The sequence below is a fragment of the Streptomyces sp. NPDC058664 genome (assembly GCF_042716635.1).
Classification (GTDB): Bacteria; Actinomycetota; Actinomycetes; order Streptomycetales; family Streptomycetaceae; genus Streptomyces.
In genome coordinates this window covers 15,012-40,705 of record NZ_JBHXRW010000047.1, presented here as the reverse complement: position 1 = coordinate 40,705, position 25,694 = coordinate 15,012, and the positions used below count along the sequence as shown (strand labels likewise).

Below are 25,694 nucleotides of genomic sequence, written 5' to 3'. Positions count from 1 at the left end.
CCCATCGCCCTTGCGGAACAGTTGCCCACAACGGGTACGAGCGGTCCGCAAGGTCACGCCCGCCAGGGCAGCTCCGCCGTCACCGTCGTCGGCCCACCCGCCGGCGAGACCACCGCCAGCACCCCGTCCACCGCCCCCACCCGCTCCGCAAGCCCCGCGAGGCTCCGCCCCGCCACCGTCTCCGCCCCGCCCGTCCCGTCGTCCCGCACCTGGAGCATCAGCCGGTCGCCCGCCCGCCACACGTCCACCCAGGCGCGCCGCGCGCCCGAGTGGTCGGTGACGTTCCGCAGCAGCTCGGAGACCGTGAAGTACGCGATGCCCTCGATCGCCGGGACCGGCCGGGCCGGCAGGTCGACGTCCACCGACACCGGGACCGCGCACCGGGAGGCGACCGCGGAGAGCGCCGCGTCGAGGCCCCGGTCGGTGAGGACCGCCGGGTGGATGCCCCGGGCGAGGTCCCGCAGCTCCTTGAGCGCGAGCTTCACCTCGCCGTGCGCCTCGCCGACCAGCACCGCCGCCGCCTGCGGGTCCTCCGCGAGCTTCTCCTTCGCCAGCCCCAGGTCCATGGCGAGCGCGGCGAGCCGGGCCTGCGCGCCGTCGTGCAGATCGCGTTCGATGCGCCGCAGGTCGGCGGCGGCGGTGTCGACGACCACGCCCCGGTCCGTCTCCAGCTCGGTCACGCGGGAGGCCAGCCGCGAGGGGCCGAGGAGCCCGGAGACCAGCAGCCGGTCGACGGCGACGAACCCGCGGAGCAGCCACGGCCCGACCATGACGAACAGCAGCCCGATCACGCTGGTCACGGCGATCTCGAAGGGGGAGTCGAGGTAGAGGCCGCGGATTCCGTCGCCGTACAGCTGGAGGCCGTCCTGCCCCAGGTACATGGGGAACACCCACTGCCACAGCGGGTACAGGAAGAGGCCCCAGCCCCAGGACCAGAACGCCACCGTCACCGAGAACGAGAACACCGCCCACGGCATGTGCACGACCGCGTACAGCAGGTGCCGCCAGGACGCTCCGCTCTTCAGCATGGCACCCATCCAGGAGAAGGCCCCGCCGGTCCGGCCCCGCACCGGCTCGGGGGCCCGCACGTCGAGGTCGAGGAGTCCGCGCGCCCTGGCCCGCTCGACCGCGCCGAAGCCCCGGCACATCGCGAGGGCGCCGGCGAGGATCGGCACGCCGAGGAAGGTGATGAGCAGTCCGGCGCCGGCCGAGACGAAGGCGACGGAGAGCGAGAACCAGCAGACGCTCAGAGGCAGCCCGATCAGGACGTGGAGGACGGCGCGCCAGGTGCGGGCCTCGAACGGCGCGCGGATCGCGGCGGGGAGTCGGTGGGAGGCCATCGCGGGGTCCTTCTCTGCGTCAGGGGTGTGCGTACGTGTTCCAGTCCCAGGGTTCCGTCCGGGCGCCCGCCGGACCATGAGGCGGGTGGGCGTCTCCGGGCGGGGGTTTTCCCTACCTGCCGCTCATGGGGCCGGCGTCCGCCGCTCACCGGGCCGACGCCCCCGCCGCTCAGCCCGCTCCGCCCCGCCGCTCACCGGGCCGGCCGCGAGCGCCACGGCAGCTCCGCCGTGACCGTCGTCGGACCGCCCTCCGGCGAGTCGAGGACCAGCAGCCCGTCCACCGCCCCGAGCCGCTCAGCGAGCCCCGCGAGCCCCGTACCGCCGTCGAAGCGGGCCCCGCCCGCCCCGTCGTCCCGTACCTGGAGCAGCAGCCGGTCCTTCGCCCGCCACACCTCCACGGAGGCGGACCGGGCACGCGCGTGCTTGGAGACGTTCTGGAGCAGCTCCGACACCGTGAAGTACGCGATGCCCTCGATCGCCTCCGCCGGCCGCTCCGTCAGGTCCACGGTCACCTTCACCGGCACCGTGCACCGCGCCGAGACCGAGGAGAGCGCGGCGCTCAGCCCCCGGTCGGTGAGGACCGCCGGGTGGATGCCCCGGGCGAGGTCCCGCAGCTCCTGGAGGGCGAGCTTCACCTCGCCGTGCGCCTCGTCGACCATCGCGGCGGCCGTCTCCGGGTCGTCGAGGAGCTTCTCCTTCGCGAGGCCGAGTCCCATCGCGAGGGCGACGAGCCGGGCCTGCGCGCCGTCGTGCAGATCGCGTTCGATGCGCCGCAGGTCGGCGGCGGCGGTGTCGACGACCACGCCCCGGTCCGTCTCCAGCTCGGCGATCCGCCGCTCCAGCTCGTCGGAGGGCGAGAGCAGCCCCCGGACCATGCCCCGGTCGGCACCCGCCATGCCCCGGGCGAGGAAGGGCAGGACCGGCCAGAGGACGAGGAGCGAGACGAGGGTGATCGCGAAGGTCGCGATCCCCCAGGGCAGCCGGATCAGCCCGTACAGCTGCGTCCGCCATGCCACCGGGTCCTTCAGCGAGGTCCACAGCCAGTCGAAGAAGCCGCCGCGCGACGGCAGCGGGGACGGCTCGGCGACCGCGACCCCGAGCAGCCCGCGCGCCCGCGCCCGCTCCGAGCGGCCGATGAGACGCGCGCCGCCGAGCCCGAGGGCGAGCAGCGGAAGTCCGATCACGGTGACCGAGAGGCCGACGCCGAGGACGACGCTGACGACCGCGTAGACGAAGCCGACCAGGGCCGTGAACAGGTTGGAGAGGAGGAAGGCGATCTCCTTCCAGGTCTCCTTGCCGTAGGCGGTGCGCCGGAGCGGACGGGGAGCGGCGGCGGGGGCGGAGGACCCGGCGGATTCATGATCAGCGGTCATGCTCCCCAGACTGCCGGTCGGCGACCGCGCGACGCCATGGGGGAGGTCGGTGAGCGACAGGGGGGATATCCCCACCAGCGGTGTGTACGCGACTGCTTACGGCCTCTTTAACAGGGCCTAGACTCGCGTGCGTACAGAAGTGACTCATGAGACACCGAGACCGAGGGGCGGACGTGCGGGAACCGACCGTTGTCGCGGCCGACGCGGCGGACTACTTCCAGACGTACTCCGTCGTCGGCCTGCTCGCCGTCGTCGGCGTGCTCTTCGTCGCCGTGGCGTTCGGCGCGGGCCGGCTGCTCCGGCCCGTCGTGCCGACACCCGAGAAACTCCTCACCTACGAGTGCGGTGTGGATCCCGTGGGGGAGGGCTGGGCGCACACCCAGGTCCGCTACTACGTGTACGCCTTCCTCTACGTGATCTTCGCCGTCGACTCGATCTTCCTCTTCCCCTGGGCGACGGTCTTCGCCGCGCCCGGCTACGGCGCCACGACCCTGGTCGAGATGTTCGTCTTCCTCGGCTTCCTGGCCGTGGGGCTGCTCTACGCATACAAGAAGGGCGTCCTGACATGGACGTGACCCCGCTCCCCGTGACCCCGCTCCCCGCCCCGACCCTGGGGCCGCTCGCGCGCCTCGCCCCCGAGCCGATGAAGGTGGTCCTGAACTGGGGCCGCCGCTACAGCCTGTGGGTCTTCAACTTCGGGCTCGCCTGCTGCGCGATCGAGTTCATCGCCGCGTCGATGGCCCGGCACGACTTCATCCGCCTCGGCGTGATCCCCTTCGCGCCCGGCCCCCGCCAGGCCGACCTGATGATCGTCTCCGGCACGGTGACCGACAAGATGGCCCCGGCCGTGAAGCGCCTGTACGAGCAGATGCCCGAGCCGAAGTACGTCATCTCCTTCGGTGCCTGCTCGAACTGCGGTGGCCCGTACTGGGACTCGTACTCGGTGACGAAGGGCGTCGACCAGATCATCCCGGTGGACGTCTACGTCCCCGGCTGCCCGCCGCGCCCCGAGGCGCTGCTCCAGGGCATCCTCAAGCTCCAGGAGAAGATCGCGCGGGAGAGCCTGGCCGAGCGGTACGCGAGCGCCGCGTCGGTCTCCCAGCTGACGAGCCCCCTGGTCGAGGGACCGGGAGGCGAGGCATGACCGCCTACGACTCGCTCCCCGAGGCCGTGACCGAGGTCTTCGGCGAGGAGGCGACGGCGGAGCGGGCGTACGACCTGCTGACCGTCGACGTCCCGCCGGCGTCCTGGATCACGGCGCTCGAAACGGCCCGGGACGCGCTCGGGTGCACCTACTTCGACTGGCTGAGCGCGGTCGACGAACCGGGCACGGGCTTCCGGGTCTGCGCGCACGTGGTGTCGCTCGCGTCGCTCGCGGAGGGCGGTCCGCGCCGTCTCCTCGTCCGTACGACGGTGCCGCACTCCGCCGCCGTCCTCCCCACGGCGATCGGGGTGTACGCGGGCGCGGGCTGGCACGAGCGCGAGACCCACGAGATGTTCGGCGTGGACTTCACCGGCCACCCCCACCTCGTCCCGCTCCTCCTCCCGGAGAACTTCGAGGGCCACCCGCTGCGCAAGGACTTCGTCCTCGCGGCCCGGGTCGCCAAGGCGTGGCCGGGCGCGAAGGAACCGGGCGAGTCCCACGACGGCGGCCCGAAGCGCCGCCAGATGCTTCCGCCGGGCGTCCCGGACCCGAACGAATGGGGCCCCCTGAAGGGCCAGCTCCCCCCGGCCCCGACCCGTCCCGCCCGAGCGGCGGCAGGCGACCGCCCGGCCCGCCGGACCCGCTCGGTGGGCGAGGGCTCGGCGAGCCGGACGTCCGCCGTGACTCCCGCACCGGACGCGGCCACCGAGCCCCCGTCCCCGACGACCCGCCCGCCGCGCCGCAGCCGCTCGGTGTCGGAGGGCTCGGCGAGCCAGTCGGCCGCCGCCGACCCGACCCCGGAGCAGGCAGCCGCGGCTCCCGAGCCGGGTACGGCGACCGACACCCCGCCCGCCACCCGCCCGCCGCGCCGTACCCGCTCGGCGTCGGAGGGCTCGGCGAGCCGGCCGACACCGGCGCCGACGGACGCGCCCGCGCCCGAGACGCCCCGCCCGCCGCGCCGTACCCGCTCGGCGGCCGACGGCTCGGCGAGTCAGGCGACCCCGAACGGTCCTGCGCCGAGCGCAGAGACCACCGGCCCGCGTACCCGCAGCTCGGACGCCCCCTGGCACCACGCCCGCCCGGCCTTCGACGACGAGCCGGCTTCCCGGAAGTCCCCGGCGAAGCCGGAGACCCCGGCCGGGGCCGAAGGCCCCGAAGCCGAGCGTCCCGAGCCGCAGACGCCGGACCCGGCGACCCGGCCCGAGCCGCAGGCTCCGGAAACGGCGTCCGAGCCGACCGAGCCCGGCACCGGGCCGCAGCCCCCGGAAGCCGCGCCCGAGTCGGCCGCGTCCGGACCGTCCGAGCCCGCCGCCCCCGCCCCCCAGGCCGCAGGCCCCCGCTCCGCCCCGCCCGCAGGGCGCGAAGCCGTCGCCCCGGACTCCGAGCCCGACGAACCGGCTGCCCCGCAAGGCCCCGCCGAGTCCGACGAACCGCCCGCCCCGCAAGGCCCCGCCCCGCAGGGTGGCGGCACCGACCACCCCACCACCCCCGCCGGAGGCGATCCCGCGTGAACGACGTACTCGACGTCGCCCTCCGGCTTCTCGTCGTCTTCGCCGTCTTCCTCGTGCTGCCCCTCGTCGTCGGGCAGACCGAGCACAAGGTCATGGCCCACATGCAGGGCCGTCTCGGCCCCATGTACGCCGGTGGTTTCCACGGCTGGGCCCAGCTCGTCGCCGACGGCGTGAAGTTCGCGCAGAAGGAGGACGTGGTCCCCAAGGACGCCGACCGCCGGGTCTTCCAGCTCGCGCCGGCCGTCGCCCTCCTCCCGTACCTCCTCGTCCTCGTCGCGATCCCGATCGGCCCGAGCGAGGGCGCGGTCGGCCAGGTCGTCGACGCCGGCGTCTTCTTCGTGCTCGCCGTGATGGGCGTCGGCGTCCTCGGCAGCCTGATGGCCGGCTGGGCGTCCGCGAACAAGTTCTCGCTGCTCGGCGGCCTCCGTACCGCCGCCCAGCTCCTCGCGTACGAGCTCCCGATGCTGCTCGCCGCCGCCTCCGTGGCGATGGCCGCCGGTACGGTCTCCCTGCCCGGCATCCTGAACGCCTTCGAGTGGTGGTGGCTGCCCTGGCAGATCGTCGGCGCCCTCGTCTTCTTCGTGGCGGGTCTCGCGGAGCTCCAGCGGCCCCCGTTCGACATGCCGGTCGCCGACTCCGAGATCATCTTCGGCGCGTACACCGAGTACACCGGTCTCCGCTTCGCGCTGTTCCTGCTCGCCGAGTACGCCGGCATCGTCGTCCTCTGCGGTCTCACCACCGTCCTGTTCCTCGGCGGCTGGCACGGCCCCTTCGGCGCGGACGGCCTCGGCTGGGTCTGGACCCTCCTCAAGACCGCCGTCCTCGCGTTCGTCGTGATCTGGCTCCGGGTGAGCTACCCGCGGCTTCGTGAGGACCAGCTCCAGAAACTGGCCTGGACGACGCTCGTCCCGCTCGCCCTCGCGCAGATCGCGCTCACCGGCATCGTGAAGGTGGCGATCAACTAATGGCTCCGTTCCCCGGCTCCGGCCTCGCCAAGGGCCTCGCCGTCACGCTCCGCACGATGACGAAGAAGACCGTCACCGCGCAGTACCCGGACGTCCAGCCCGAGCTGCCGCCCCGCACCCGCGGGGTCATCGGACTGTTCGAGGAGAACTGCACGGTCTGCATGCTCTGCGCCCGTGAGTGCCCCGACTGGTGCATCTACATCGACTCCCACAAGGAGACGGTGCCGCCCGCCGCTCCCGGCGGCCGCGAGCGCAGCCGGAACGTCCTCGACCGCTTCGCCATCGACTTCTCGCTCTGCATGTACTGCGGTATCTGCATCGAGGTGTGCCCGTTCGACGCGCTGTTCTGGTCGCCCGAGTTCGAGTACGCCGAGACCGACATCCACGAGCTCACCCACGAGCGCGACAAGCTCCGCGAGTGGATGTGGACGGTCCCGGAACCGCCCGCGCTCGACCCGCGCGCGGAGGAGCCGAAGGAGATCGCCGCCGCCCGCAAGGCCGCCGAGAAGGCCGCCGCCGCGGCCGCCGCCGCCCAGGCCGAGGCAGAGGCCCAGGACGCCCCCGCCCAGGCGCAGGAGGAGCAGCAGTGACCCCCGCAGCAGTGGCCCTCGCCGCCGCGGCCCAGCAGCCCCACGGCTTCCTCTCGCCGACCGGCGTCGAGATCTCCTTCCTCCTCGTCGGCCTCGTCACCCTCGGCGCCGCCCTCGTCACGGTCACCACCCGCCAGCTCGTGCACGCCGCGCTCTGGCTGGTCGTGGCGCTCGGCGGCCTCGCCGTGGAGTACCTGCTCCTGACCGCCGAGTTCATCGCCTGGGTGCAGGTCCTGATCTACGTCGGTTCCGTCGTCGTGCTCCTCCTCTTCGGCCTCATGCTCACCAGGGCTCCCATCGGCCGCTCCCCGGACGCCGACTCCCGCAACAAACCGGCGGCGATCGCGGTGGCCCTGGCCGCCGCGGCCGCGCTCGTCTGGGTCGTCGTCGACGCGTTCCGTACGACCTGGATCGACCTGGACGGAGCCGTCCAGGGTTCGACGAAGGTGTCGGGCGAGATCCTCTTCCGGCACTGGGTGCTGCCCTTCGAGGCGCTGTCCGTCCTCCTCCTGGCCGCCCTGGTCGGCGCGATCGTGCTCTCCCGCAAGAAGCAGGAGGAGCAGCGCTGATGCATCTCGTCTACCCGGCCGTCCTCGCCGCCCTCCTCTTCGCCATCGGCGTGTACGGCGTCCTCGCCCGCCGCAACGCGATCCTGGTCCTGATGTCCGTCGAGCTGATGCTCAACGCCGTCAACCTCAACCTGGTCGCCTTCGACGTGTGGCTCCGCGACACCCTCCACGCGGGCCAGGCCCTCACCCTCTTCACCATCGCCATCGCCGCCGCGGAGATCGGCATCGGTCTCGCGATCGTCCTGATGGTCCACCGCAACAAGGGCACCTCGGACGTCGACCGCCTCCGCGACACGGCGGAGAAGGCATCCGAGAGCACCGACGACACGCCCACCGGCGAGAAGGCCGAGGCCACCGCGTGACCACCACGACCCTCGCCGTCCTCGTCCCCCTCCTGCCCTTCCTCGGTTCCGCCGCCGGACTCCTGCTCGGCCGCACCGCGCCCGGCTTCGTCCGCCCGCTCGCCGTGCTGCCGACGCTCGCCGCCGCCGTCCTCGCCGTCCTCGTCGCCGCCCGCCAGGGCGGAGGCAGGGCGATCGAAGCGTCCACCCAGCTCACGCCCACCGGCTCCGTCCCCATCGACCTGGCCCTGTACATCGACGGCTTCGCCGCCCTCGTCGCCGTCCTGGTCGGCGTCGTCGCCACCTGTGTGCAGATCTACTCGACCGGCTACCTCCGCGAGGACCCGCGCTACCCCTCGTACGCCGCGCTCGTCTCCCTCTTCACCTCCGCGATGCTGCTCGTCGTCTACTCCGGCGACCTGATGGTGCTCCTGGTCGGCTGGGAGATCATGGGCATCTGCTCGTACTTCCTCGTCGGCCACTACTGGGAGACCCCCGAGGCGCGGGCCGCCTCCCTGAAGGCCTTCCTCGTCACCAAGCTCGGTGACGTCCCCTTCCTCATCGGGCTCTTCGCGCTCGCCACCGACGCGGGCACCTTCCGGATCACGGGCGTCCTCGGCGCCGTCGCGAGCGGCGGCCTCGACCACCCCACTTTGATCGCGCTGCTGCTGCTCGCCGGTGTGGCGGGCAAGTCGGCCCAGTTCCCGCTGCACACCTGGCTCCCGGACGCCATGGCCGGCCCCACCCCCGTCTCCGCGCTCATCCACGCGGCGACGATGGTCGCCGCCGGCATCTACTTCACGGCCCGGCTGCTGCCCGTGTTCGCCGCCTCCGCCGCCGCGATGACGGTGCTCGCCGTGATGGCCGCGATCACGATGGTCGGCTCGGCGCTCGCCGCGCTCGCCCAGGACGACATCAAGCGGGTCCTCGCCTATTCGACGATCGGCCAGCTCGGCTACATGGCCGGTGCCCTCGCCGTCGGCGACCGCGGTGCCGCCGTCTTCCACCTCCTCTCGCACGCCGCCTTCAAGGCGCTGCTCTTCCTCGCCGCCGGCGCGGTCATCCACGCCGCCGGTACGAACTCGCTGACCGCCATGTCCCGCATGAGCGGCCTCGCGAAGCGCGTCCCGGACGCGTACTGGACGATGACCGTCGCCCTCCTCGCGCTCGCCGCGATCCCGCCCTTCGCCGGCTTCTTCTCCAAGGAGGCCGTCCTGGTGGCCGCCGAGCACACCGCGCTCGGAGACCGGGCCGTAGCCCCCGCCGGGGCCGGCTGGACCGTCCTCGTCGCGGGTCTGCTGACCGCCCTGCTCACGGCCGCGTACGCGCTCCGCCTCTGGCTCCGCACCTTCCGTGGCCGAGGCGCCGAAGCACCGGACCACGGTCGTCAGCCCATCGCCATGACGAGCGTCCTGTGGGTGCTCGCGATCCCCTCCCTCGGCTTCGGGCTCACCGCCACGTACGTCGACGACTGGTTCGACGGGCACGCCCTCACCCCGACCGTCACCACGGCCGTCCTGGGCACGGGCCTCGCCGTCGCCGGAGCGGCCGTCACCTACGCCGTCTGGCGCACCCTCGCCGTCCGGACCCCCGTCGCCGCCCCCGTACCCCACGTCGCCCACCCGGGCGCCGACGCGGGTCTCGTCGAGGCCGAGGCGCTGCACCTGCCGCACCCCGCGGAGGACCCGGCCGATCCCGGCCGCGCACTCCTCGGACCACTGCACGGCCCCGCCGCCGACGGCTTCCACCTGGACGCCGTCTACCGGACCGCCTTCGTCCGCCCCGTCCTGGCCGCCGCCTCCCTGGTCCGTTTCCTGGACCGCGAGGTCGTCGACACCTACGTCCGCGCCGCGGGCGACTCCGCCAAGGGGCTCGGCTGGCTCGTCCGCCGCGCCCAGACCGGCAACGTCCAGACCTACCTGAGCGCCCTGCTCGCCGGCTCCGTCGTCCTGGCGATCGCCGCAGTCGCCCTCGCCAACGCCGTCGCCGGAGCGTGAGCCGTGATCGATATCAGCGAATCCGTGATGCAGTTCCTTCTTGCGTTGATCGTCGCCGGACCGCTCATCGGCGCGGCCGCCGCCCTCCTCCCGGCCCCGCCGGGGCTGAAGGGGAAGTCACCCGACCAGGCCGTGCTCCGCCACGGCGTCACGGTCACCGGCGTGATCCTGCTCGCCGCGCTCTTCCTGGTGCTCGGCTTCGACCACGACCAGCCCTCGAGGATGCAGGCCACGACGGACATCAGCTGGATCCACGCACTCGACGTGCGCATCCACCTCGGTGTCGACGGCATTTCCCTCCCCCTCCTGGTCCTGACCGCGCTCCTGAGCTTCCTCTGCGCGCTGTACAGCTCCTACAAGATGCCTGCCGGCCCTTCCCCCAAGGGCTTCGTCGCGCTCCTCCTCGTCCTGGAGTCCGGCACCCTCGCCACCTTCGCCGTCCTCGACCTCGTCCTGTTCTTCCTGGCCTTCGAGATGGTCCTCATCCCGATGTACTTCCTCATCGCCCGCTGGGGCGGCGAGGGCAGGCAGGCCGCCGCCTGGAAGTTCATCCTCTACACGCTGCTCGGCTCCGTCGTCATGCTGCTCGGCCTGCTCCTCATCGGCGTGAAGGCGGGCACGTTCGACATGGTGGCGCTCGCCACTGACAACGGCCGTGGACTGACCACGTCCGTGCAGGTCATCGCCGTTCTCGCGATCGGTATCGGGCTCGCCGTGAAGACCCCGATGTGGCCGCTGCACAGCTGGCTCCCGGACGCCCACACCGCCGCCCCGACCGTCGGCTCGGTCCTCCTCGCCGGCGTCCTGCTCAAGATGGGCACGTACGGATTCGTCCGGATCCTCCTGCCGATCGCCCCGGACGGCATGCGGACCTTCGCCCCGTACCTCGCCGCCTTCGCCGTCGCCGGGATCATCTACGGATCGCTCGCCTGCCTGGCCCTCGCCAGGCCCGGCAACAAGGGCGACCTCAAGCGCCTCATCGCGTACTCCTCCGTCGGCCACATGGGCTTCGTCCTCCTCGGCATCGCCACCATGACCCCCACCGGGGTCAACGGCGCCCTCTTCGCCAACGTCGCCCACGGCCTCGTCACCGGCCTGCTCTTCTTCCTGGTCGGCGCGGTCAAGGACCGGTACGGCACCGCCGACCTCGACACCCTCGCGGGCGCCACAGGGGCAGCCCTCTACGGCCGCGCCCCCCGCCTCGGCGCCCTCCTCGCCTTCGCCGCCGTCGCCTCCCTCGGCCTGCCGGGCCTGGCCGGCTTCTGGGGCGAGATGCTGGCCCTGTTCGGCGCCTTCGAGCCGGCCGAGGGCCTCAGCCGCCCCGCCTTCCTCACCTTCACGGCGATCGGCGCGTTCGGCACCCTCCTCACCGCCGCCTACCTCCTCCTCGTCGTCCGCCGCGTCTGCATGGGCGGTCCCCGGCCCGCCGGGGAGACACCGATCGCCGACGTCCAGGGGTACGAGTTCGCCGCCTGGACCCCGCTCGTCGCCCTCACCGTCCTCGCCGGACTCTGGCCCGCCGTCCTCCTCGGCCTCACCGACCCGGCCGTCCAGAAGCTCCTCGCCGGAGGCACCCAGTGACGTCGTCGCTCGTCCAGTCCGTCGACTGGCTCACGATCGCGCCCCCCACCCTGACGGCCGTGGTCGCCCTCGTCGTGCTCGTCGCGGACCTCTTCGTCCCCGAGGGGCGCAAGCAGCTCCTCGGCTGGACCGCGATCGGCGGCCTCACCGCCGCCCTCGCCCTCCTCGTACCGCTGCGGGCCGGCGACCGCTCCACCTTCTGCCTGACCGCCGACACCCAGGTCACGGCGTGCAGCTACACCGCCGACCACTTCACCCTCGTCATCCAGCTGCTCGTCCTCGGCGGCGCGCTCCTGACGGCGCTGCTCTCGCTCACCGAGACCCGCGAGAGGCTCCCGGCCGGCGAGTTCTGGTTCCTGCTGCTCTCCTCGGCCGCCGGCGCGGCCCTGCTGCCCGCCTCCCGCGACCTCGCGACCCTCGTCGTCGCCCTCGAAGTGGCCTCGCTGCCCGCCTTCGCGCTCGTCGGCCTCAAGCGCGGCGACCGCATGTCCGGCGAGGCGGCGCTCAAGTTCTTCCTCTCCTCCGTGACCGCGACCGCCGTCACCCTGCTCGGCGTCAGCTTCGTGTACGCGGCCGCCGGCACCCTCCACCTCACGGAGCTCGCCCAGCGCCTCGACGACGTCCCCGGGCAGCTCCAGACGCTCGCCGAGGCGGGCGTGGCCCTCACCCTCGTCGGCTTCGCCTTCAAGACCGCCGCCGTCCCCTTCCACTTCTGGGTGCCCGACACGTACGTCGGCGCCCCGCTGCCCGTCGCCGCCTACCTCTCGGTGGTCGGCAAGGCCGTCGGCTTCACCGGGCTCATCCTGGTGACCGTCGTCGCCTTCCCCTCGTACGCGGACGTGTGGGGCCCGGCGCTCGCCGTCCTCGCCGCGCTCACCATGACCGCCGGCAACGTCGCCGCCCTGCGGCAGCTCTCCACGCGCGCGTGGAGCGCGGTCCGGCTGCTCGCCTGGTCCTCCGTGGCCCAGGCGGGCTACCTCCTGGTGCCGATCGCCGCCGCCGCGTACTCCAGCGACGACCAGATCGGCGCCACCGTCGCGTACGCCCTGATGTACGCCGTCGTGAACCTCGGCGCGTTCGCGGTCGTCGCGCTCGTCGCCCGCAGCCACCCCGGGAACCGGATCGAGGACTACCGCGGCCTGTACGCGGCGAGCCCCGCCGCCGCCCTCGCGCTCGCCTTCTTCCTCCTGAACCTGGCCGGTCTGCCCCCGGGCATCATCGGCCTCTTCGCCAAGGTGACCGTCTTCTCGTCGGCCGTCGACGCGGGCCTGGGCTGGCTGGCCGTGGTCATGGGCGTCAACGTCGTGATCGGCCTGTACTACTACCTCCGCTGGACGGCCCTGCTCTTCCGTACGCCGGAAGGGGCGCGGGAGGGAACGCCGGAAGGAGCGGCCGGGAAGGCCCCCCACCGGACCCCCCGCCGGGCCCCCGCGCCGATCACCCTGGCGATCGCGCTGACCGCCGCCGCCGGGGTCGTCCTGTCGGGCTACCCGCAGCTCGCCCTCCGCTTCGCCGCGAACAGCCTCTTCTGACAGCCCTCGCCGGCCCCTCCCACCCGAACGGCCCACAGCACCCCCGGCGCGGCCGGGGGAACCCGAACCTCCCGCCTGGCGTTGACCAGTACGGAAGGGTCCACTGGACCTGGGATCCCTCCCGGACGAAGACCGGGGGCGGACGACCACGAAGCAAAGGGTTCCCCTGCCGCACCGCTTGGAGGGCGTACCGTGCACCGCCGGCACAACGGGCTGAGGACCGCCGTACTCCTCGGAGGGCTCTCCGCCCTCATCATCGTCATCGGCAGCTTCTTCGGACGTACGGGGCTGATCGTCGCGCTCCTCGTGGCGCTCGGCACCAACGCGTACGCGTACTGGAACAGCGACAAGCTGGCGCTGCGGGCCATGCGGGCCCGTCCGGTCAGCGAGTTCGAGGCCCCCGCCCTCTACCGGATGGTGCGGGAGCTCTCCACCCAGGCGCGCCAGCCCATGCCCCGGCTCTACATCTCGCCGACCCAGGCGCCCAACGCCTTCGCGACCGGCCGCAACCCGCGCAACGCCGCCGTCTGCTGCACCGAGGGCATCCTCGCGCTCCTCGACGAGCGCGAGCTGCGCGGGGTCATCGGCCACGAGCTGAGCCACGTCTACAACCGGGACATCCTCATCTCCTCGGTCGCCGGAGCGCTCGCCTCCGTGATCATGTTCCTGGTCAACTTCGCCTGGCTGATCCCGGTCGGCCGCTCCAGCGACGACGACGGTCCCGGCCTGCTCGGGATGCTCATGATCATGATTCTGGGCCCGGTGGCCGCCTCGGTCATCCAGCTCGCCATCTCCCGTTCCCGCGAGTACGAGGCCGACACCTCCGGCGCCCAGCTCACCGGCGACCCGCTCGCCCTGGCCAGCGCCCTGCGGAAGCTGGACGCGGGCACCAAGCAGCTGCCGCTGCCTCCCGAGCCCCGGATCGAGACCGCGAGCCACATGATGATCGCCAACCCGTTCGGGCCCGGACGGGGCATGTCCAAGATGTTCTCCACCCACCCGCCGATGGCCGAGCGGATCGCCCGGCTCGAACAGATGGCAGGTCACCGCCCGTGAAGACGATCCTCAACGTCATTTGGCTGGTCCTGTGCGGATTCTGGATGTTCCTGGGCTACATGCTCGCGGGCGTCCTGCTCTGCATCACGATCATCGGCATCCCCTTCGGACTCGCCGCCTTCCGCATCGGGGTCTACGCCCTGTGGCCCTTCGGGCACACGGTCGTCGACCGCCGCGACGCGGGCGCCCCCTCCTGCGTGGGCAACGTCCTGTGGCTGATCCTGGCCGGCTGGTGGCTCGCCCTCGGCCACATCACCACCGGCATCGTCCTCTGCGTCACGATCATCGGCATCCCGCTCGGCATCGCGAACTTCAAGCTGATCCCGGTGTCGCTGCTGCCGCTCGGCAAGGAGATCGTCCCCACGGACCAGGTCTCCCAGGCGTACGGATACGCGGGACGCTGAGGCACCCCCGCCGAGGCATCCCCGGTGCGGAACCCGACGCGGGGAACCAGGCGTACGGAGACCGCCGACGGGCTCAGGACCGACGGGCTCAGGGCCGAGGGGGTACGGGCCGCCCCCGGCTGACGGCCCACGCCACCACACCGGCGGCGACGACCCCGGACCCCGCCAGGACGGACCCGAGGGGCAGCGCGAACGCGAGGACCCCGCAGCCGACCAGCCCGAGTGCGGCGAGCGGCCGGTTCCGGCCTCCCAGGGTCCACGCGGAGGTGTTCGCGATCCCGTAGTAGACGAGCACCCCGAAGGACGAGAAGCCGATCGCGCCCCGCACGTCCGCCGTCGCCGCCACCACGGCCACCACCGCGCCCACCGCGAGCTCCGCCCGGTGCGGCACCTGGAAGCGCGGGTGCACGGCGGCGAGCGCGGCCGGCAGGTATCCGTCCCGGGCCATCGCCAGGGTCGTGCGGGACACCCCGAGGATCAGCGAGAGCAGCGAGCCGAGCGCCGCGACAGCGGCGCCCACGGTGACCACCGGAACCAGCCAGCCGGCGTCCGCCGCGCGTGCCGCGTCGGCGAGCGGGGCGGGGGAGTCGGCGAGGGCCGTGGGGCCGAGGACGGAGAGCACGCCCACCGCGACGAGCACGTAGACGGCGAGGGCGATCCCGAGCGCGATCGGCACGGCTCGGGGGATCGTCCGGGCCGGGTCGCGGACCTCCTCGCCGAGCGTGGCGATCCGCGCGTACCCCGCGAACGCGAAGAAGAGCAAACCCGCGGCCTGGATCTCCCCGCCCGCCGTGACCTCTCCGCCGATGGTGAGCGGCGCTGTCCCACCGGCCCCGAGGGACACCACGCAGACGGCGGCGAGGACGGCGAGGACAAGGGCCACGATCACCCGCGTGAGCAGCGCCGACTTCTGAACTCCCGCGTAGTTGACGGCCGTCAGGGCGACCACGGCGGCCACCGCCACCGCGTGCGCGTGCCCCGGCCAGAGGTACGTCCCGACGGTCAGGGCCATCGCCGCGCAGGAGGCCGTCTTGCCCGCAACGAAGGCCCACCCGGCGAGGTAGCCCCAGAAGGATCCGAGGCGTTCGCGACCGTACACGTACGTGCCGCCCGAGCTGGGGTAGCGGGCCGCGAGCCGGGCCGAGGCCATGGCGTTGCAGTACGCGACGACAGCGGCGATTCCGAGCGCGACGAGCAGTCCGCTCCCGGATCCGGCCGCCCCGGCGGCGGGCCCGAGCGCCACGAAGATCCCGGCCCCGACCATGGCCCCCAGCCCGATCACGACCGCGTCGAAGACGCCGAGGGAGCGGCGCAGTTCCGGTGTCATGCACCGCACATTAGACGGTGAGGCCGGTCTCCCTGAGCGTGATGTTGAGCCGCCCCGTCAGGCCGAGCGCCGGCTCGGCCGTCCCCGGGTACACCTTGGGAACCCCGTGGTGAACCCAGCGCGAAGCCCCGCCGAAGACGAACAGGTCTCCCGAGGCCAGCTCGACGTCCTGGTACGGCCGTCCACGGCCCTCCTCGTTCCCGAACCGGAACACGCACCGGTCCCCGAGGCTCAGCGACACCACCGGCGCGCCCGAACGCTCCTCCCGGTCCTGGTGCATGCCCATCCGCGCCCCCGGCTCGTAGAAGTTCACGAGCGCGGTGTCGGGGGTGAAACCGCCGTGGTCCCCGTACGCCTCGACGAGCGCCTCCCGGCCCAGGGCGACGAGCGGGCCGGGCAGTTCGACACCGACCGTGTCGAGATAGCGGTACGGCACCCACTGCCGGCCGAGACACAGCGACCGCACCGACATGACGCCCCCGCCCGGCAGCACGGTCCGCCGGTACGGCACGGGCCCGCGCCCCCACTCCCGACAGGCGTCCACCAGCTCCCGCTGCCGCGCGAACGGGAGCCACGCGGGCACGTGCACGGCCCCGGGCGCGATCACGGCCCGCTCGCGGGGAAACAGCCCCTCGGTCACACGGAGGCCCCTTCGAGCGCCCCTTCGAGCGCGAGGAGCCGCTCCTTCCGATCGAGCCCGGCGGCGTACCCGCGCAGACTCCCGTCGGCCCCGATCACCCGGTGACAGGGCCGCACCAGGAGCAGCGGATTGCGCCCGATCGCGGTCCCCACGGCCCGTACGCCGGCACCGGAGGACCCGACCCGCCGGGCGATCTCCCCGTACGAGACGGTCGTGCCGTACGGGATCTCCTCCAGGGCCCGCCAGACCCGCCGCTGGAACGCGGTCCCGGCCTCGCCGTCGAGGGGCAGGTCGAACCGGTCGCGCCGCCCGGCGAAGTACTCACCGAGCTGCCCGGCGACGTCCACGAACGCCTCGGGCGCGAGCGTCCACCCGTCCCCGACCGCGACGGCACCCTTCTGTCCCGGCAGGGACAGTGAGCGCAGCACGGCACGGCCCCCTCCGGCGAGCCGCCCGACAAGCAGCATCTCGCCCAGGGGGCCGTCGACGTACGCGTACACGGTCATGGCTGGTTCCTCTCCCCGCACGGGTCTTCCACGTCCAGTGTGCGGGGCCCGCCGAGCCTCGGACCGGCGGAATTCGGACACGAACCTCGACGGGTCAGCGGTAGTTCACGAACTGGATCGCGAAGTCGAAGTCCTTGCCCTTGAGCAGCGCCTGCACGGCCTGCAGGTCGTCCCGGCTCTTCGAGCTGACCCGCAGCTCGTCGCCCTGCACCTGCGCCTTGACGCCCTTGGGACCCTCGTCCCGGATGGTCTTCGCGACCTTCTTGGCGTTCTCCTGCGAGATGCCCTCGGTGACCGACGCGAAGAGCTTGTACTCCTTGCCGGACAGCTGCGGTTCGCCCTCGACGTCCAGCGACTTGAGCGAGATGCCGCGCTTGATCAGCTTGGTCTGGAAGATGTCGAGGATCGCCAGGACGCGCTCCTCGCCGTTCGCCTGCATCAGGATCTTCTCGCCCGACCAGGAGATCGAGGCGTTGGTTCCCTTGAAGTCGTAGCGCTGGGAGATCTCCTTCACGGCCTGGTTGAGGGCGTTGTCGACCTCCTGCCGCTCGACCTTGGACACGATGTCGAAACTGGAGTCGGCCATGACTCGTGGCTCCTTGCTCGGATGCTGTGGGGTACAGCCCAAAGCCTAGGGGGTGCGCCACGACCCGAACCGCTGATCAATCCGGTGGCGAAGCACCCCCGGGGATCAGGTATTGTTTACGTCGTTGCCACGGAACACCGCCGGAAAGCGGATCCACGGCAGCGATCTCATGGCGATGTGCCCGAGTGGCCAATGGGAGCGGACTGTAAATCCGTCGGCTTAGCCTACCCAGGTTCGAATCCTGGCGTCGCCACGCGATAAGAACGGCCCCTGATCTGCGGAAACGCGATCAGGGGCCGTTCGCGTGTAAAGGTTGGACCAGGGCTGGAGTGTCTCGCCCTGCCCCTCTCAATCACCCTGTCTACCAGCGTGTCTGGACGGACTGTGGACGGGAATCCGGACGCTACGTGCGGCTCCGGCCGGGGCGGACGTCAGAGGCCAGCGGGAGCACTCACCCGGTGCTGGTTCAGGCGAGCGGAGATCTTGGCGTTCGCGGCCTCATCGCCCCCCTTGAGGAACTTCGCGTAGACGCGGAAGAGGACCCCGACCGAATGCCCGGCCCGCTGGGCGACCAGCTGCGGTTCGACGCCGGAGCTCAGCCATGTGGAGACGGCCGCGTGACGAAGGTCATACGGCCGCTTGGCGAGCTTCGTTTCCCGTTCGGCGGGGGTGAGGACGTCCTCGCGGGCGCCCGCCCAGACCTCCCCGTACCCGCTCTCCTGGACCATGCCGCCACGGGCGGTCCGGAACAGCCGGCCGTCGGTGTGGGTGCCGTAGAGGGTGACGTGCCACCGGAGCATGGAGACCAGCTCGGGCGGGATGGGCACGTACCGGACCGTCTTCCGGGTGCGGTGCTTGAGCCCGCGCCGGTCGTGAGCCTCACCCGTGTCCGTCCAGGAGCTGCCCGAGCGAGCACGGCTCTCCCGGAGCCGGACGAGACCCCAACCGCGCCGGGGAAGGTCGCAGTCCTGGAGCCGCAGCCCGACCAGCTCTCCCGGACGGCCGGCGGAGTAGTACATGCACCCGAAGAACGCTTCCAAGTGCCGGCCACGGGCTCCCTGCTTCCGCACGGCGGCGAGGAGTGCGGCGGCCTGCTCGGGGTCCGGCACGGCCTCGGGGTCCACCTCCTCCTCGACTTTCTCGGGGGCCTTCCACTTGATCGCCGGAATCGGGTTCTCACCCAGCAGCTCAGCGTCGACTGCGAGGCCCAGAGCTTGGTGAAAGATGGCCCGCTTGCGGGCGATGACCGACCCGGCGGAAGTCTTGCCGTCCAGGCGCCGGGTACAGGCGTCCAGGGCCCGGCGTACGAGGATCCGATCTGCGAGCGAGGACGTGGGGACCGACTTCCGATCCACCCAGGCGAGCAGCGCGGCCACGTCCTCCGGGGCCTCCTCCTTCCACCGGTTCACGTTGAAGCCCCAGGTGTAGAGCGCACGGCGCACGGCCTTGTGATCCGCCATGCCCTTCGTGTCCTTCAGGAGCGCGAGCGTCACGGTGGCCATGGCCTCAGCCAGGTTCCTGCGCGTGGAGGCGGGGGAGTGGTCCCACTTCATCTCTACGTAGTTCCTGGCGTGCTGGTACCAGGAGATGTCCTTGGCTTTCTGGACCATGGATTTCGGCAGGCCGCTGTCGACGTCCCAGGGCTCGCCCTCGCGAGTCGCGGTGATGAACTGTGCGCGCCGGCTCTCGGCGAGCCCGAGCGTCAGGAACGACTCCGAGTGTGGCTTCGTACCGACCTGCCAGCGGAGCTGGTACGGCTTGCGATACGGCCGCTTGCGGATGCTCCAGATCCGTACGGTGTAGCTCCAGTCGGTCACGCGGTCTCCAGTTCGTTCAGGAAGGCGTCGAGCGCGCTGCGGCGGATCCGCAGGTGCCCGTTGGGGAGGCGCTTCACCTCGGGGCCGTAGCCGCGGTTGCGCCAGCGGTACCAGGTGGCTCGGGTGATGCCGATCTCGTCGAGGACGTCAGTCAGGGGCAGCCATTCGTCCACAGGCGGACGGCGGCGGGTGGTGCGGGCCATCGGGTCCCCTCCTCGGGGCATGGTCGGGCGGCGTGGCCTTCGTGTAGGCGGTACACGTGGTTGAAGCGGGCCACTGCAGCGGCTGATCGGCTTCGTGTGTGTCCGAGGTCAGGATTTCTGCGTCATCGCGCCATCAGCGTCATTTAGGTCGCTGACCTGCGGATTTCGGTGACGCAGGGGATGACGGACTGCGTCACCGGTGACGCAGCCGTCCGTCACGGGGTGACGCAGGTGACGCAAGGTGACGCAGACTTTTGGGCTCTGCGTCACCCCTGTTGATGCAGGTCAGGTGCGGTTTTCGGGCCCGTAGTGACGCAGGTGACGCAGCGTCTTTCTACTTAGGAAAAAGAGGGGCCTGTGTCTGTTGTTGTGCGCACCTTCGGGCGTGAATGGGGAGCCGCGAAGCGGCACGCCCTTTGGGCGGCGGCGCGGCCGCCGAAGAGCAAGAGGAGCACCGCCTCGCCAGGGTGGGGGTGCTCCTCTTGCCTGTGCGGTCAGGCACGCGTGGCCCGGGGTTAGAACGCCTGCTGCTGCTCGTCGGCCGGGGGCGTGGGCCGGGTCATCTCGATGTAGCGGGCGGTTTTGGTGCGGCCCCAGTCGACCAGCACGCCGCGTGCGGCCAGGACCGGCTGGAGGCGCTTGAGGCGGTCGGAGAGGACCTTGCCAGTGGTGGGCCAGCCCTTGGGCAGGGGACGGAAGTCCTCGCCGCTGTAGAGCTGGGTCAGGCCGTGCAGCCACTCGGCCGACGTCATGCGGACCTCGGTGCCCGGGTCGATGTCGGCGGCGCGCTTAAGGACGGTCTGGGCGAGCAGATCGCCCTCGATGACGTCGTCGTTAAGGTCGTCCAGGCTGGTCCGGTAGGCGTCCAGAGCTCCGAAGCCGGTGGCGGTGTCGAGCTGGGCGCACAGGTGGGCGAAGTCGGCCATGCGCAGGTCGGTGGGGATGTCGGCCTGGGTGGCGCGGGCCTGGACGGCCAGGTCGAGGACGGAGCCGAGGATCACGGGCAGGTCGCGTGCGAACTCCGTCCACAGCTCCGCCTCGGTGCGCCGCACCCGGGGCCGCTCCAGCCGCAAGGGCAGGAGGCGTTCGGCGAGGTCGGGGCGGATGACGCCGACGTCGATGCCGGTCAGCAGCAGCGGCCGGCGGTAGCGGGAGCGGACGACGTCGCCGTCGGTGAACAGGGCCCGCTTGATGTTCTCCGCGCCGGTGACGATGCAGCACATCAGGTCCGAGAGATCCGGTCCGAGGTGGGAGAGGTTGTCCAAGCCGGTGATCCATCCGGCCGCGACGGCCGTGATCAGGTTCTCCTCGTCCTTCGGGGCGCGGCGCAAATCGCCGCTCATGCCCTCGATGATCCGGATGAGCATCTTGCCGGCGGTGGACTTGCCCGCGCCCTGGGGTCCGGTGAGGAAGGGGGCGGGGACCGGGACGTCGGGGCCGAGGCAGCCGATGAGCCAGGCCAGGGCCAGGGACTCGGTGCGGGCGTCGGTGAAGTTGCACAGCCGCATCAGCAGGTCGATGCCCTTGCCGTTGGTCTTCTTCGCGGGCAGGGGCAGTTCCCCGGTGAGCTGGGTGCGCCGCCAGCAGACCTCGCGGGGGTCGGGGGTGAGGATGTCCCAGCCGGTGGGGTGGATGCGGACGGACTGGCCGTCGTCGCGGCCCAGGTCCAGCCAGGTGGCGCCGTCGAATCCGGGGGCGACGCGGATGTGGATGGGCTGGACGTCCTCGGTGAGCGCGAGTGCTTCGATCAAGTCGAGTGCCTCCTTCAGGGCCGTTCCGTTGAATACGCCGATCCCGTCCTTGAACAGGCCGACCATGAGTTCCTGCCGATGGCTGCCGGTCGTGCCCTGCGAGCGGATGGGACGGGCGACGGGGTGGCCGTTGCGCTGGGCGTACACGGTGCCGTCGACGGTGCGGAAGTACCGGAAATGGGCCTGCGCGTAGTCGCTGATGACCTCGCGGGCCGGGTTCTTCTCCTCCTCGGACATGTCACATCCCCAAAGCGGTGCGGGCGTTGGCCCACGCATCGGTGCAGTGCCGCGGGGACTCCCCCTTGGCCTGCGCGGCGGTGAACAGCCGGGCAACATGTGCGTCGGTGAGGCAGCCGCACCGCCCATGGGCGGCCAGCACTGCCAGGAACGTCCGGTACACGGTGGCGTGTACCGCGCTGGCCGCGTCGGTGATCCGCTGCTCGGCCATGGCGATGCCCCGCTCCAGGTAGGCGGGCGAGCGGTGGCGGCACTGCCCGTCCCCGGCCGGAGCGGGCACGGCCACAGCGCGCGGAGGTGCGGGCCGGACGGCGGAGGGTGCCTTCTCGGCGAGCGCGCGCACGACCACCGGGAGCTCCGCCAGGGGGCCGGTGCCGGGGCCGAGCCAGCGGGCATAGGCCATCGTCGACTTGAGGTCGACGCCCTCCCGAACGGCGTTCACCGACCGCATGGTGCCCCGGTAGATCCAGTGCTCCCCACGCGTCGTGGCCACGGTGCGGGTCGGGGGCAGGGTGGCGCGGGCCCAGGCGACGGCGACCGCGTTGTCGAGGTCGACCACGGTCAGTCCGGCGCCGCCGGGGTGATAGCCGACGGCCCCGGCACGGCGCCATGCGGCCGTCCAGGGGGCTGAGGAGAGGACGGCGGGGTTGGTGGTGGCGGCGGCCCAGGCGTGGCACGGCCACGGGCAGGAGCAGGGGCCGGGGGTCTTCATGTTCGGCCGCCCGCCGCACGCGTTGCTAACGCAGGTCCGGCAGTTGCCGAACGGGCCCTTGTCGGCTCGCAGCGGCAGCACCGGCACCCCGCCAGCGGCAAGGGCGAGCGCGATGTCCAGGACGGCGTGTTCTCGTCGAATGAGGATGGGTTGGGTCATGCTGGATGTCTCCAGTTCTGTGAGAAGTACTGGTTGGTGAGGGCGGCCCCGGCTTTGGCGAGACGGGGGCCGCCCTCGGTCGTGCTGGTCAAGCGGCAAGGTCGGGCTGGTGCCAGGCGGGCAGGTCGTCCAGGACGCGGGTGCGCCAGCGCAGGGCGTAGTCCAGGCAGTTCGCGCAGTTCTTGTGCGTGTGGCCGGGCAGCGGGGGGCGTTTGCGGGCGTGGTAGCTCCAGGCCAGGGAGTCGGCGGAGGCCAGGAGGTGGCCGACCCGGGCCAGGCCGAGGGTCTTGAATCCGAAGCCGTGCAGTTTGAGGCCGTGGGCGGCCATCGCGGTGACGATGGCCGCGCCTTCCGTGGTGGACTGGCGGCGGCAGACCGAGCCCAGTCCCACGACCGGTTCGGCCCGCAGGTCCACCCCGGCCTTCTCATAGAGCTCCCGGCAGTGCTCGTACTCGGCAACGGTGTTGCCCTGCAGGGTGGGGATGATCCGCAGGTCGGGTGCCAGGCTGCGGAGGTCGAGGAAGTTGTTCACCGTGCGCCGCTGGTGCTCGACCACGCTCAATCCGGTACCAGCGAAGCGCAGGGGTCCGGCCTGTCCGCCGTGGATGATCAGGTCCTCACACATCCAGTCCTGCCCGGCGGCCCAGTCGTAGGGGCCGACCGACTCCCAGATGCGCCGCAGATCGGTGACGTACTGGCGCGGGGTGCGCGTCCAGGTGCCGTGCTTTTGGAGCTCCGAGAAGCCGCCGGAGTCCACCGCGTAGGGGCCGAGGGCGGGGTGGAGGGTCTTGGTTTCGACGAAGTGCTGGGCTTTGAGGAACAGCGGTATCCGCACCGCGCGGACCCAGTGCTGTTTGTGGGTGGTCAGGTAGAAACGCATGCGAACGCTCCTAGGTGATGTCCGGGGCTTGTCAGCGATGCCGATGCCGAAAACGGAACCTGTGATCACAAGCACCCAGGGAGGCGGAGAGACCCCCTGGCGATGGTGTGTGGAGGGGGTTTTCGCAGGTGGTGGCGGGGCGCCTCCCTGCCTCCCTGGCGGATCATTTGCGCAGGTCAGGTCCAGGGAGGTGGGTCAGGGAGGGGTTCAGGGAGTTCTCCCTGCCTCCCTGCCGGTTCGGAGGGTGCTTCCCTGTCACACTTCGGCGGAAGTGGAACCCGCACTGCCACGGTTGGCCAGGGCGCGGGCGACGCGTTCGCGGCCGACCACCATGCGCCCGTCGGACTTGTACGGCCCGGCCCCGGCCTCGTCCAGGACCTGCTTGAGGTCACCGGGCGTCCACGCGCCGTAGGTCTTCTCGCTGAGCGCGGACAGCCGCTTGAGGACGTCGGCCGTCAGCACCCGGGCGGCGTCACCGAGGACGCTGTGGATGTCGGCGAGCTGGTCCCGCTCCTCGCCGGAGTCGACGGCCGTCAGGGTAGTGACGCCGTCGCGCAGGGCCTTGGCCCGCTGGGCGACGGCGGTGGCGGTGTCGGTGTCGATGTAGTGGGTGCGGACCGTGATGGAGGGCTGTCCGGCGGGGATCTTGATGCCGTCGGAGGCGACGACCACGGTGCCCTTGTCCAGGCCCTGGCGCAGCATGTGCGGCGCGGCGCCGCCCTCGACGGCGGAGTCACCCAGAGCCATGCGGGCCTGGGACTCGGTGCCCAGCACGAGGGAGATCCGGGTGTGGGCGCCCTCGCGGACCAGCTTGGGCAGGTTCTCGTTGGTGGGGTCCTGGGTGCCCTGCCACATCAGCACGTCCACGGCCCGGCCCTGGTTGTGAATCTTGCGGACGGCCTGGAAGTAGCGGGACGTGGCCTTGGTGCCGCCGTAGGGCCGCTTGTCGTCACCGATGGCCGGGGACATGAACGCCACCTGCGCCTCGTCCACCAGGCAGATCAGCGGGGTGAACTTCGTGCCGGGCGGGGCCTGGATGCGCCGTTCCATCTCCGCCACCACGGCCTCGGTCATCTCGGTGGCCTCGATGACGTGCTCGTCGGTGGGGCCCTGGATGAGGACGGTGGCGATGCCGTCGTACATGCCCCAGTCGCCCACGCCCTTGAGGTCGGCGATCCGGAACTCCACCCGGCGGTCCAGCGCCAGCCAGAGAGCGAGTGAGCGCATGGCGGCGGTCTTGCCCTGGTTGGACTTGCCCGTGATCAGCAGGTGGCGCTGGTAGAGGCTCAGTTCGGCCGCGTCCCCGCGCAGGTCCTGTCCCCAGGGCGCCAGGCCTTTGGCGTAGTCGGCGGTGATCGTCTCGTCCGTGACGAGCGGCGAGGGGCCGATCGGCTCGTCCAGGGCGCCGGAGTCGGCGATCCACAGCCGGACGGTGCGGGCGGCTTCGGGGATGGTGATGAACACCTCGTGGCCGTGCCGGTTGAGGTTCTCCGCGAGCTTCTTGCGCCGCCCCTGCACCTCCGCCGTCTCGACACCGGACGGGAGGGTGACGTCGACCTCGACGCCGCATCCGGCGATCCGGATCGGCCCGAGCATCGCCGCGCCGGCGTCGCCCATGTCCTTGATGGCCTTGCGCAGGGTGGCGATGCCCAGGTCGCGCAGGGCGGTGACCACGATGGAGGGGGTGATCGGTGCTCCGGCGTCGCTCGCGCGGGCGGTCGCGGGAAGAGCCCACTGCGGGGCGGCGCCGCGCTGCCGGCCGACCGCCCACACGCCGGCCAGGGCGAGCCAGGGGCCGACAGCGACCAGAGGCCCCCACAGGATGGTGACCAGGGTGACGAGCAGCCGGATCAGCTCGATGAGCGCCATCAGCGGGGTGAAGACGTCGGTGACGTCCTTGTTCGCTATGGCCAGGGCGATGCCGATCGCGATCAGCGCGCCGAGCGAGCCGCCGGCGCCGTAGGCGGCGCCCTTGACCAGCTTCTCCGGCGCGGCGAGCAGGTCCATGCGCCGCTTGTGCCGCTGCTCGTGGAAGCGGTGCAGCCGCTCCTCCCACTCGCCGGCCGCCTGGTAGTTCCCCGCGGCTTCCGCCGCGCGCAGCAGACGTTCGTAGCGGGCGCCGGTGCGGCCGTCCCACGCCCGGCGGGCCACGATCCTGGTGCCGCCCAGGACGTATGAGCCGTGCCGGACGCTCACGCGGGCCACCTGACGGGTCCGCTCGTGCTTCACCGCACCGACCACCGCGCGGCGGGAGCGGACGAACACCCGCACCGGACGTGGCTTGACGGCAGGCTGCGGCACCGTCGTCAGCGTCGGCGAGGGCGCTGGGCTGGACTCTTGGGGGTCGGGATCCTTGAACAGGGGGACCACGTTGTCGGTCATGCTGGGTGTCTCCTGCTGCTCGAAAGGGCGTGGGAAGGGCCCCGGGGACGGCGCTGTTTCCTTGGCCGGGACGGCCGTCCCCGGGGGCGTA

General features: G+C 71.9%; 24 protein-coding genes and 1 tRNA gene. 13 read left to right on the top strand and 12 right to left on the bottom strand.

Annotated features, from left to right (window positions below; all coding sequences use genetic code 11):
* Positions 1-53: 53 nt before the first annotated feature.
* Together ACFWUY_RS30380 and ACFWUY_RS30375 are read right to left on the bottom strand one after the other, a co-directional pair.
* Positions 54-1,340 carry a sensor histidine kinase gene (locus tag ACFWUY_RS30380; RefSeq protein WP_384116948.1) on the bottom strand — a complete coding sequence of 429 codons (1,287 nt, stop codon included), beginning with the start codon at positions 1,338-1,340 and terminating at the stop codon, positions 54-56.
* A 191-nt stretch (positions 1,341-1,531) separates the two neighbouring features.
* The gene (locus tag ACFWUY_RS30375) at positions 1,532-2,713 is read right to left on the bottom strand and encodes a sensor histidine kinase (RefSeq protein ID WP_384116942.1); all 1,182 of its coding nucleotides are present in this window, start codon (positions 2,711-2,713) and stop codon (positions 1,532-1,534) included.
* Between the two features lie 146 nt (positions 2,714-2,859).
* Here ACFWUY_RS30375 and ACFWUY_RS30370 point away from each other — a divergent pair, with 146 nt between their 5' ends.
* The 12 genes from ACFWUY_RS30370 (at position 2,860) to ACFWUY_RS30315 (ending at position 14,403) form a co-directional block, all read left to right on the top strand.
* A complete protein-coding gene (locus ACFWUY_RS30370; RefSeq protein ID WP_174518279.1) occupies positions 2,860-3,288 on the top strand; it encodes an NADH-quinone oxidoreductase subunit A in 429 nt (142 codons plus the stop codon).
* Positions 3,279-3,857, top strand: a complete 579-nt coding sequence (locus ACFWUY_RS30365; protein WP_384116934.1) for an NADH-quinone oxidoreductase subunit B — start codon at positions 3,279-3,281, stop codon at positions 3,855-3,857. Before ACFWUY_RS30370 ends, ACFWUY_RS30365 begins: the two co-directional genes overlap by 10 nt.
* Entirely contained in the window at positions 3,854-5,368 is a 1,515-nt protein-coding gene (locus ACFWUY_RS30360; protein WP_384116927.1) for an NADH-quinone oxidoreductase subunit C, read from the top strand. The genes ACFWUY_RS30365 and ACFWUY_RS30360 overlap by 4 nt, the downstream gene beginning before the upstream one ends.
* Positions 5,365-6,333, top strand: coding sequence for an NADH-quinone oxidoreductase subunit H (locus ACFWUY_RS30355; RefSeq protein ID WP_384116920.1), 969 nt, complete (start codon positions 5,365-5,367; stop codon positions 6,331-6,333). Before ACFWUY_RS30360 ends, ACFWUY_RS30355 begins: the two co-directional genes overlap by 4 nt.
* Entirely contained in the window at positions 6,333-6,923 is a 591-nt protein-coding gene (locus ACFWUY_RS30350) for a NuoI/complex I 23 kDa subunit family protein (RefSeq protein WP_384116912.1), read from the top strand. Before ACFWUY_RS30355 ends, ACFWUY_RS30350 begins: the two co-directional genes overlap by 1 nt.
* Positions 6,924-6,934: 11 nt before the next feature.
* Complete coding sequence (locus ACFWUY_RS30345) at positions 6,935-7,492, top strand: NADH-quinone oxidoreductase subunit J (protein ID WP_384117038.1); 558 nt, start codon at positions 6,935-6,937, stop codon at positions 7,490-7,492.
* Positions 7,492-7,854, top strand: a complete 363-nt coding sequence (nuoK, locus tag ACFWUY_RS30340) for an NADH-quinone oxidoreductase subunit NuoK (protein WP_384116905.1) — start codon at positions 7,492-7,494, stop codon at positions 7,852-7,854. Before ACFWUY_RS30345 ends, nuoK begins: the two co-directional genes overlap by 1 nt.
* Entirely contained in the window at positions 7,851-9,830 is a 1,980-nt protein-coding gene (locus ACFWUY_RS30335; RefSeq protein WP_384116898.1) for an NADH-quinone oxidoreductase subunit L, read from the top strand. The genes nuoK and ACFWUY_RS30335 overlap by 4 nt, the downstream gene beginning before the upstream one ends.
* Positions 9,831-9,857: 27 nt before the next feature.
* On the top strand, positions 9,858-11,411 hold the full coding sequence (locus ACFWUY_RS30330) for a NuoM family protein (protein ID WP_384117035.1): 1,554 nt from the start codon (positions 9,858-9,860) through the stop codon (positions 11,409-11,411).
* A complete protein-coding gene (locus ACFWUY_RS30325) occupies positions 11,408-12,943 on the top strand; it encodes an NADH-quinone oxidoreductase subunit N (RefSeq protein WP_384116891.1) in 1,536 nt (511 codons plus the stop codon). Before ACFWUY_RS30330 ends, ACFWUY_RS30325 begins: the two co-directional genes overlap by 4 nt.
* 192 nt (positions 12,944-13,135) lie before the next feature.
* A complete protein-coding gene (gene htpX / locus ACFWUY_RS30320; protein WP_384116884.1) occupies positions 13,136-13,999 on the top strand; it encodes a zinc metalloprotease HtpX in 864 nt (287 codons plus the stop codon).
* Positions 13,996-14,403 (top strand): YccF domain-containing protein, encoded by a 408-nt coding sequence (locus ACFWUY_RS30315; RefSeq protein ID WP_384116877.1) that lies wholly within the window; start codon positions 13,996-13,998, stop codon positions 14,401-14,403. Before htpX ends, ACFWUY_RS30315 begins: the two co-directional genes overlap by 4 nt.
* A gap of 88 nt (positions 14,404-14,491) precedes the next feature.
* On the opposite strand, the gene ACFWUY_RS30310 is transcribed toward ACFWUY_RS30315, so the two are convergent.
* The 4 genes from ACFWUY_RS30310 to ACFWUY_RS30295 all read right to left on the bottom strand — a co-directional run bounded on the left by ACFWUY_RS30310 (position 14,492) and on the right by ACFWUY_RS30295 (position 17,462).
* The gene (locus ACFWUY_RS30310; RefSeq protein WP_384116869.1) at positions 14,492-15,730 is read right to left on the bottom strand and encodes an APC family permease; all 1,239 of its coding nucleotides are present in this window, start codon (positions 15,728-15,730) and stop codon (positions 14,492-14,494) included.
* A 10-nt stretch (positions 15,731-15,740) separates the two neighbouring features.
* Positions 15,741-16,370 carry an alpha-ketoglutarate-dependent dioxygenase AlkB family protein gene (locus tag ACFWUY_RS30305; RefSeq protein ID WP_384116865.1) on the bottom strand — a complete coding sequence of 210 codons (630 nt, stop codon included), beginning with the start codon at positions 16,368-16,370 and terminating at the stop codon, positions 15,741-15,743.
* Entirely contained in the window at positions 16,367-16,876 is a 510-nt protein-coding gene (locus ACFWUY_RS30300) for a methylated-DNA--[protein]-cysteine S-methyltransferase (RefSeq protein ID WP_384116862.1), read from the bottom strand. The genes ACFWUY_RS30305 and ACFWUY_RS30300 overlap by 4 nt, the downstream gene beginning before the upstream one ends.
* 94 nt (positions 16,877-16,970) lie before the next feature.
* Positions 16,971-17,462, bottom strand: a complete 492-nt coding sequence (locus ACFWUY_RS30295) for a YajQ family cyclic di-GMP-binding protein (protein ID WP_073810273.1) — start codon at positions 17,460-17,462, stop codon at positions 16,971-16,973.
* 171 nt (positions 17,463-17,633) lie between these two features.
* Between ACFWUY_RS30295 and ACFWUY_RS30290 the strand changes: the two genes are divergently transcribed.
* A tRNA-Tyr gene (locus ACFWUY_RS30290) sits at positions 17,634-17,715 on the top strand.
* Between the two features lie 178 nt (positions 17,716-17,893).
* On the opposite strand, the gene ACFWUY_RS30285 is transcribed toward ACFWUY_RS30290, so the two are convergent.
* From ACFWUY_RS30285 to ACFWUY_RS30260, 6 genes are all read right to left on the bottom strand, one after another.
* Positions 17,894-19,279 carry a tyrosine-type recombinase/integrase gene (locus tag ACFWUY_RS30285; RefSeq protein WP_384116858.1) on the bottom strand — a complete coding sequence of 462 codons (1,386 nt, stop codon included), beginning with the start codon at positions 19,277-19,279 and terminating at the stop codon, positions 17,894-17,896.
* The gene (locus ACFWUY_RS30280; protein WP_384116854.1) at positions 19,276-19,482 is read right to left on the bottom strand and encodes a helix-turn-helix transcriptional regulator; all 207 of its coding nucleotides are present in this window, start codon (positions 19,480-19,482) and stop codon (positions 19,276-19,278) included. Before ACFWUY_RS30280 ends, ACFWUY_RS30285 begins: the two co-directional genes overlap by 4 nt.
* 515 nt (positions 19,483-19,997) lie before the next feature.
* A complete protein-coding gene (locus ACFWUY_RS30275) occupies positions 19,998-21,470 on the bottom strand; it encodes an ATP-binding protein (RefSeq protein ID WP_384116848.1) in 1,473 nt (490 codons plus the stop codon).
* 1 nt (position 21,471) lies between these two features.
* Complete coding sequence (locus ACFWUY_RS30270; protein WP_384116845.1) at positions 21,472-22,341, bottom strand: DNA primase; 870 nt, start codon at positions 22,339-22,341, stop codon at positions 21,472-21,474.
* A gap of 88 nt (positions 22,342-22,429) precedes the next feature.
* Complete coding sequence (locus ACFWUY_RS30265; protein WP_384116842.1) at positions 22,430-23,221, bottom strand: hypothetical protein; 792 nt, start codon at positions 23,219-23,221, stop codon at positions 22,430-22,432.
* Between the two features lie 255 nt (positions 23,222-23,476).
* Entirely contained in the window at positions 23,477-25,603 is a 2,127-nt protein-coding gene (locus ACFWUY_RS30260) for an FtsK/SpoIIIE domain-containing protein (RefSeq protein ID WP_384116839.1), read from the bottom strand.
* Positions 25,604-25,694 lie beyond the last annotated feature (91 nt).

Excerpts from the sequence above, each read along its gene's own strand:
- ACFWUY_RS30380 (WP_384116948.1), bottom strand. The coding sequence starts at position 1,340 with ATGGCCTCCCACCGACTCCCCGCCGCGATCCGCGCGCCGTTCGAGGCC.
- ACFWUY_RS30375 (WP_384116942.1), bottom strand. The coding sequence starts at position 2,713 with ATGACCGCTGATCATGAATCCGCCGGGTCCTCCGCCCCCGCCGCCGCT.
- ACFWUY_RS30370 (WP_174518279.1), top strand. The coding sequence starts at position 2,860 with ATGAGACACCGAGACCGAGGGGCGGACGTGCGGGAACCGACCGTTGTC.
- ACFWUY_RS30365 (WP_384116934.1), top strand. The coding sequence starts at position 3,279 with ATGGACGTGACCCCGCTCCCCGTGACCCCGCTCCCCGCCCCGACCCTG.
- ACFWUY_RS30360 (WP_384116927.1), top strand. The coding sequence starts at position 3,854 with ATGACCGCCTACGACTCGCTCCCCGAGGCCGTGACCGAGGTCTTCGGC.
- ACFWUY_RS30350 (WP_384116912.1), top strand. The coding sequence starts at position 6,333 with ATGGCTCCGTTCCCCGGCTCCGGCCTCGCCAAGGGCCTCGCCGTCACG.
- nuoK (WP_384116905.1), top strand. The coding sequence starts at position 7,492 with ATGCATCTCGTCTACCCGGCCGTCCTCGCCGCCCTCCTCTTCGCCATC.
- ACFWUY_RS30330 (WP_384117035.1), top strand. The coding sequence starts at position 9,858 with ATGCAGTTCCTTCTTGCGTTGATCGTCGCCGGACCGCTCATCGGCGCG.
- ACFWUY_RS30310 (WP_384116869.1), bottom strand. The coding sequence starts at position 15,730 with ATGACACCGGAACTGCGCCGCTCCCTCGGCGTCTTCGACGCGGTCGTG.
- ACFWUY_RS30300 (WP_384116862.1), bottom strand. The coding sequence starts at position 16,876 with ATGACCGTGTACGCGTACGTCGACGGCCCCCTGGGCGAGATGCTGCTT.
- ACFWUY_RS30295 (WP_073810273.1), bottom strand. The coding sequence starts at position 17,462 with ATGGCCGACTCCAGTTTCGACATCGTGTCCAAGGTCGAGCGGCAGGAG.
- ACFWUY_RS30280 (WP_384116854.1), bottom strand. The coding sequence starts at position 19,482 with ATGGCCCGCACCACCCGCCGCCGTCCGCCTGTGGACGAATGGCTGCCC.
- ACFWUY_RS30275 (WP_384116848.1), bottom strand. The coding sequence starts at position 21,470 with ATGTCCGAGGAGGAGAAGAACCCGGCCCGCGAGGTCATCAGCGACTAC.
- ACFWUY_RS30270 (WP_384116845.1), bottom strand. The coding sequence starts at position 22,341 with ATGACCCAACCCATCCTCATTCGACGAGAACACGCCGTCCTGGACATC.
- ACFWUY_RS30265 (WP_384116842.1), bottom strand. The coding sequence starts at position 23,221 with ATGCGTTTCTACCTGACCACCCACAAACAGCACTGGGTCCGCGCGGTG.
- ACFWUY_RS30260 (WP_384116839.1), bottom strand. The coding sequence starts at position 25,603 with ATGACCGACAACGTGGTCCCCCTGTTCAAGGATCCCGACCCCCAAGAG.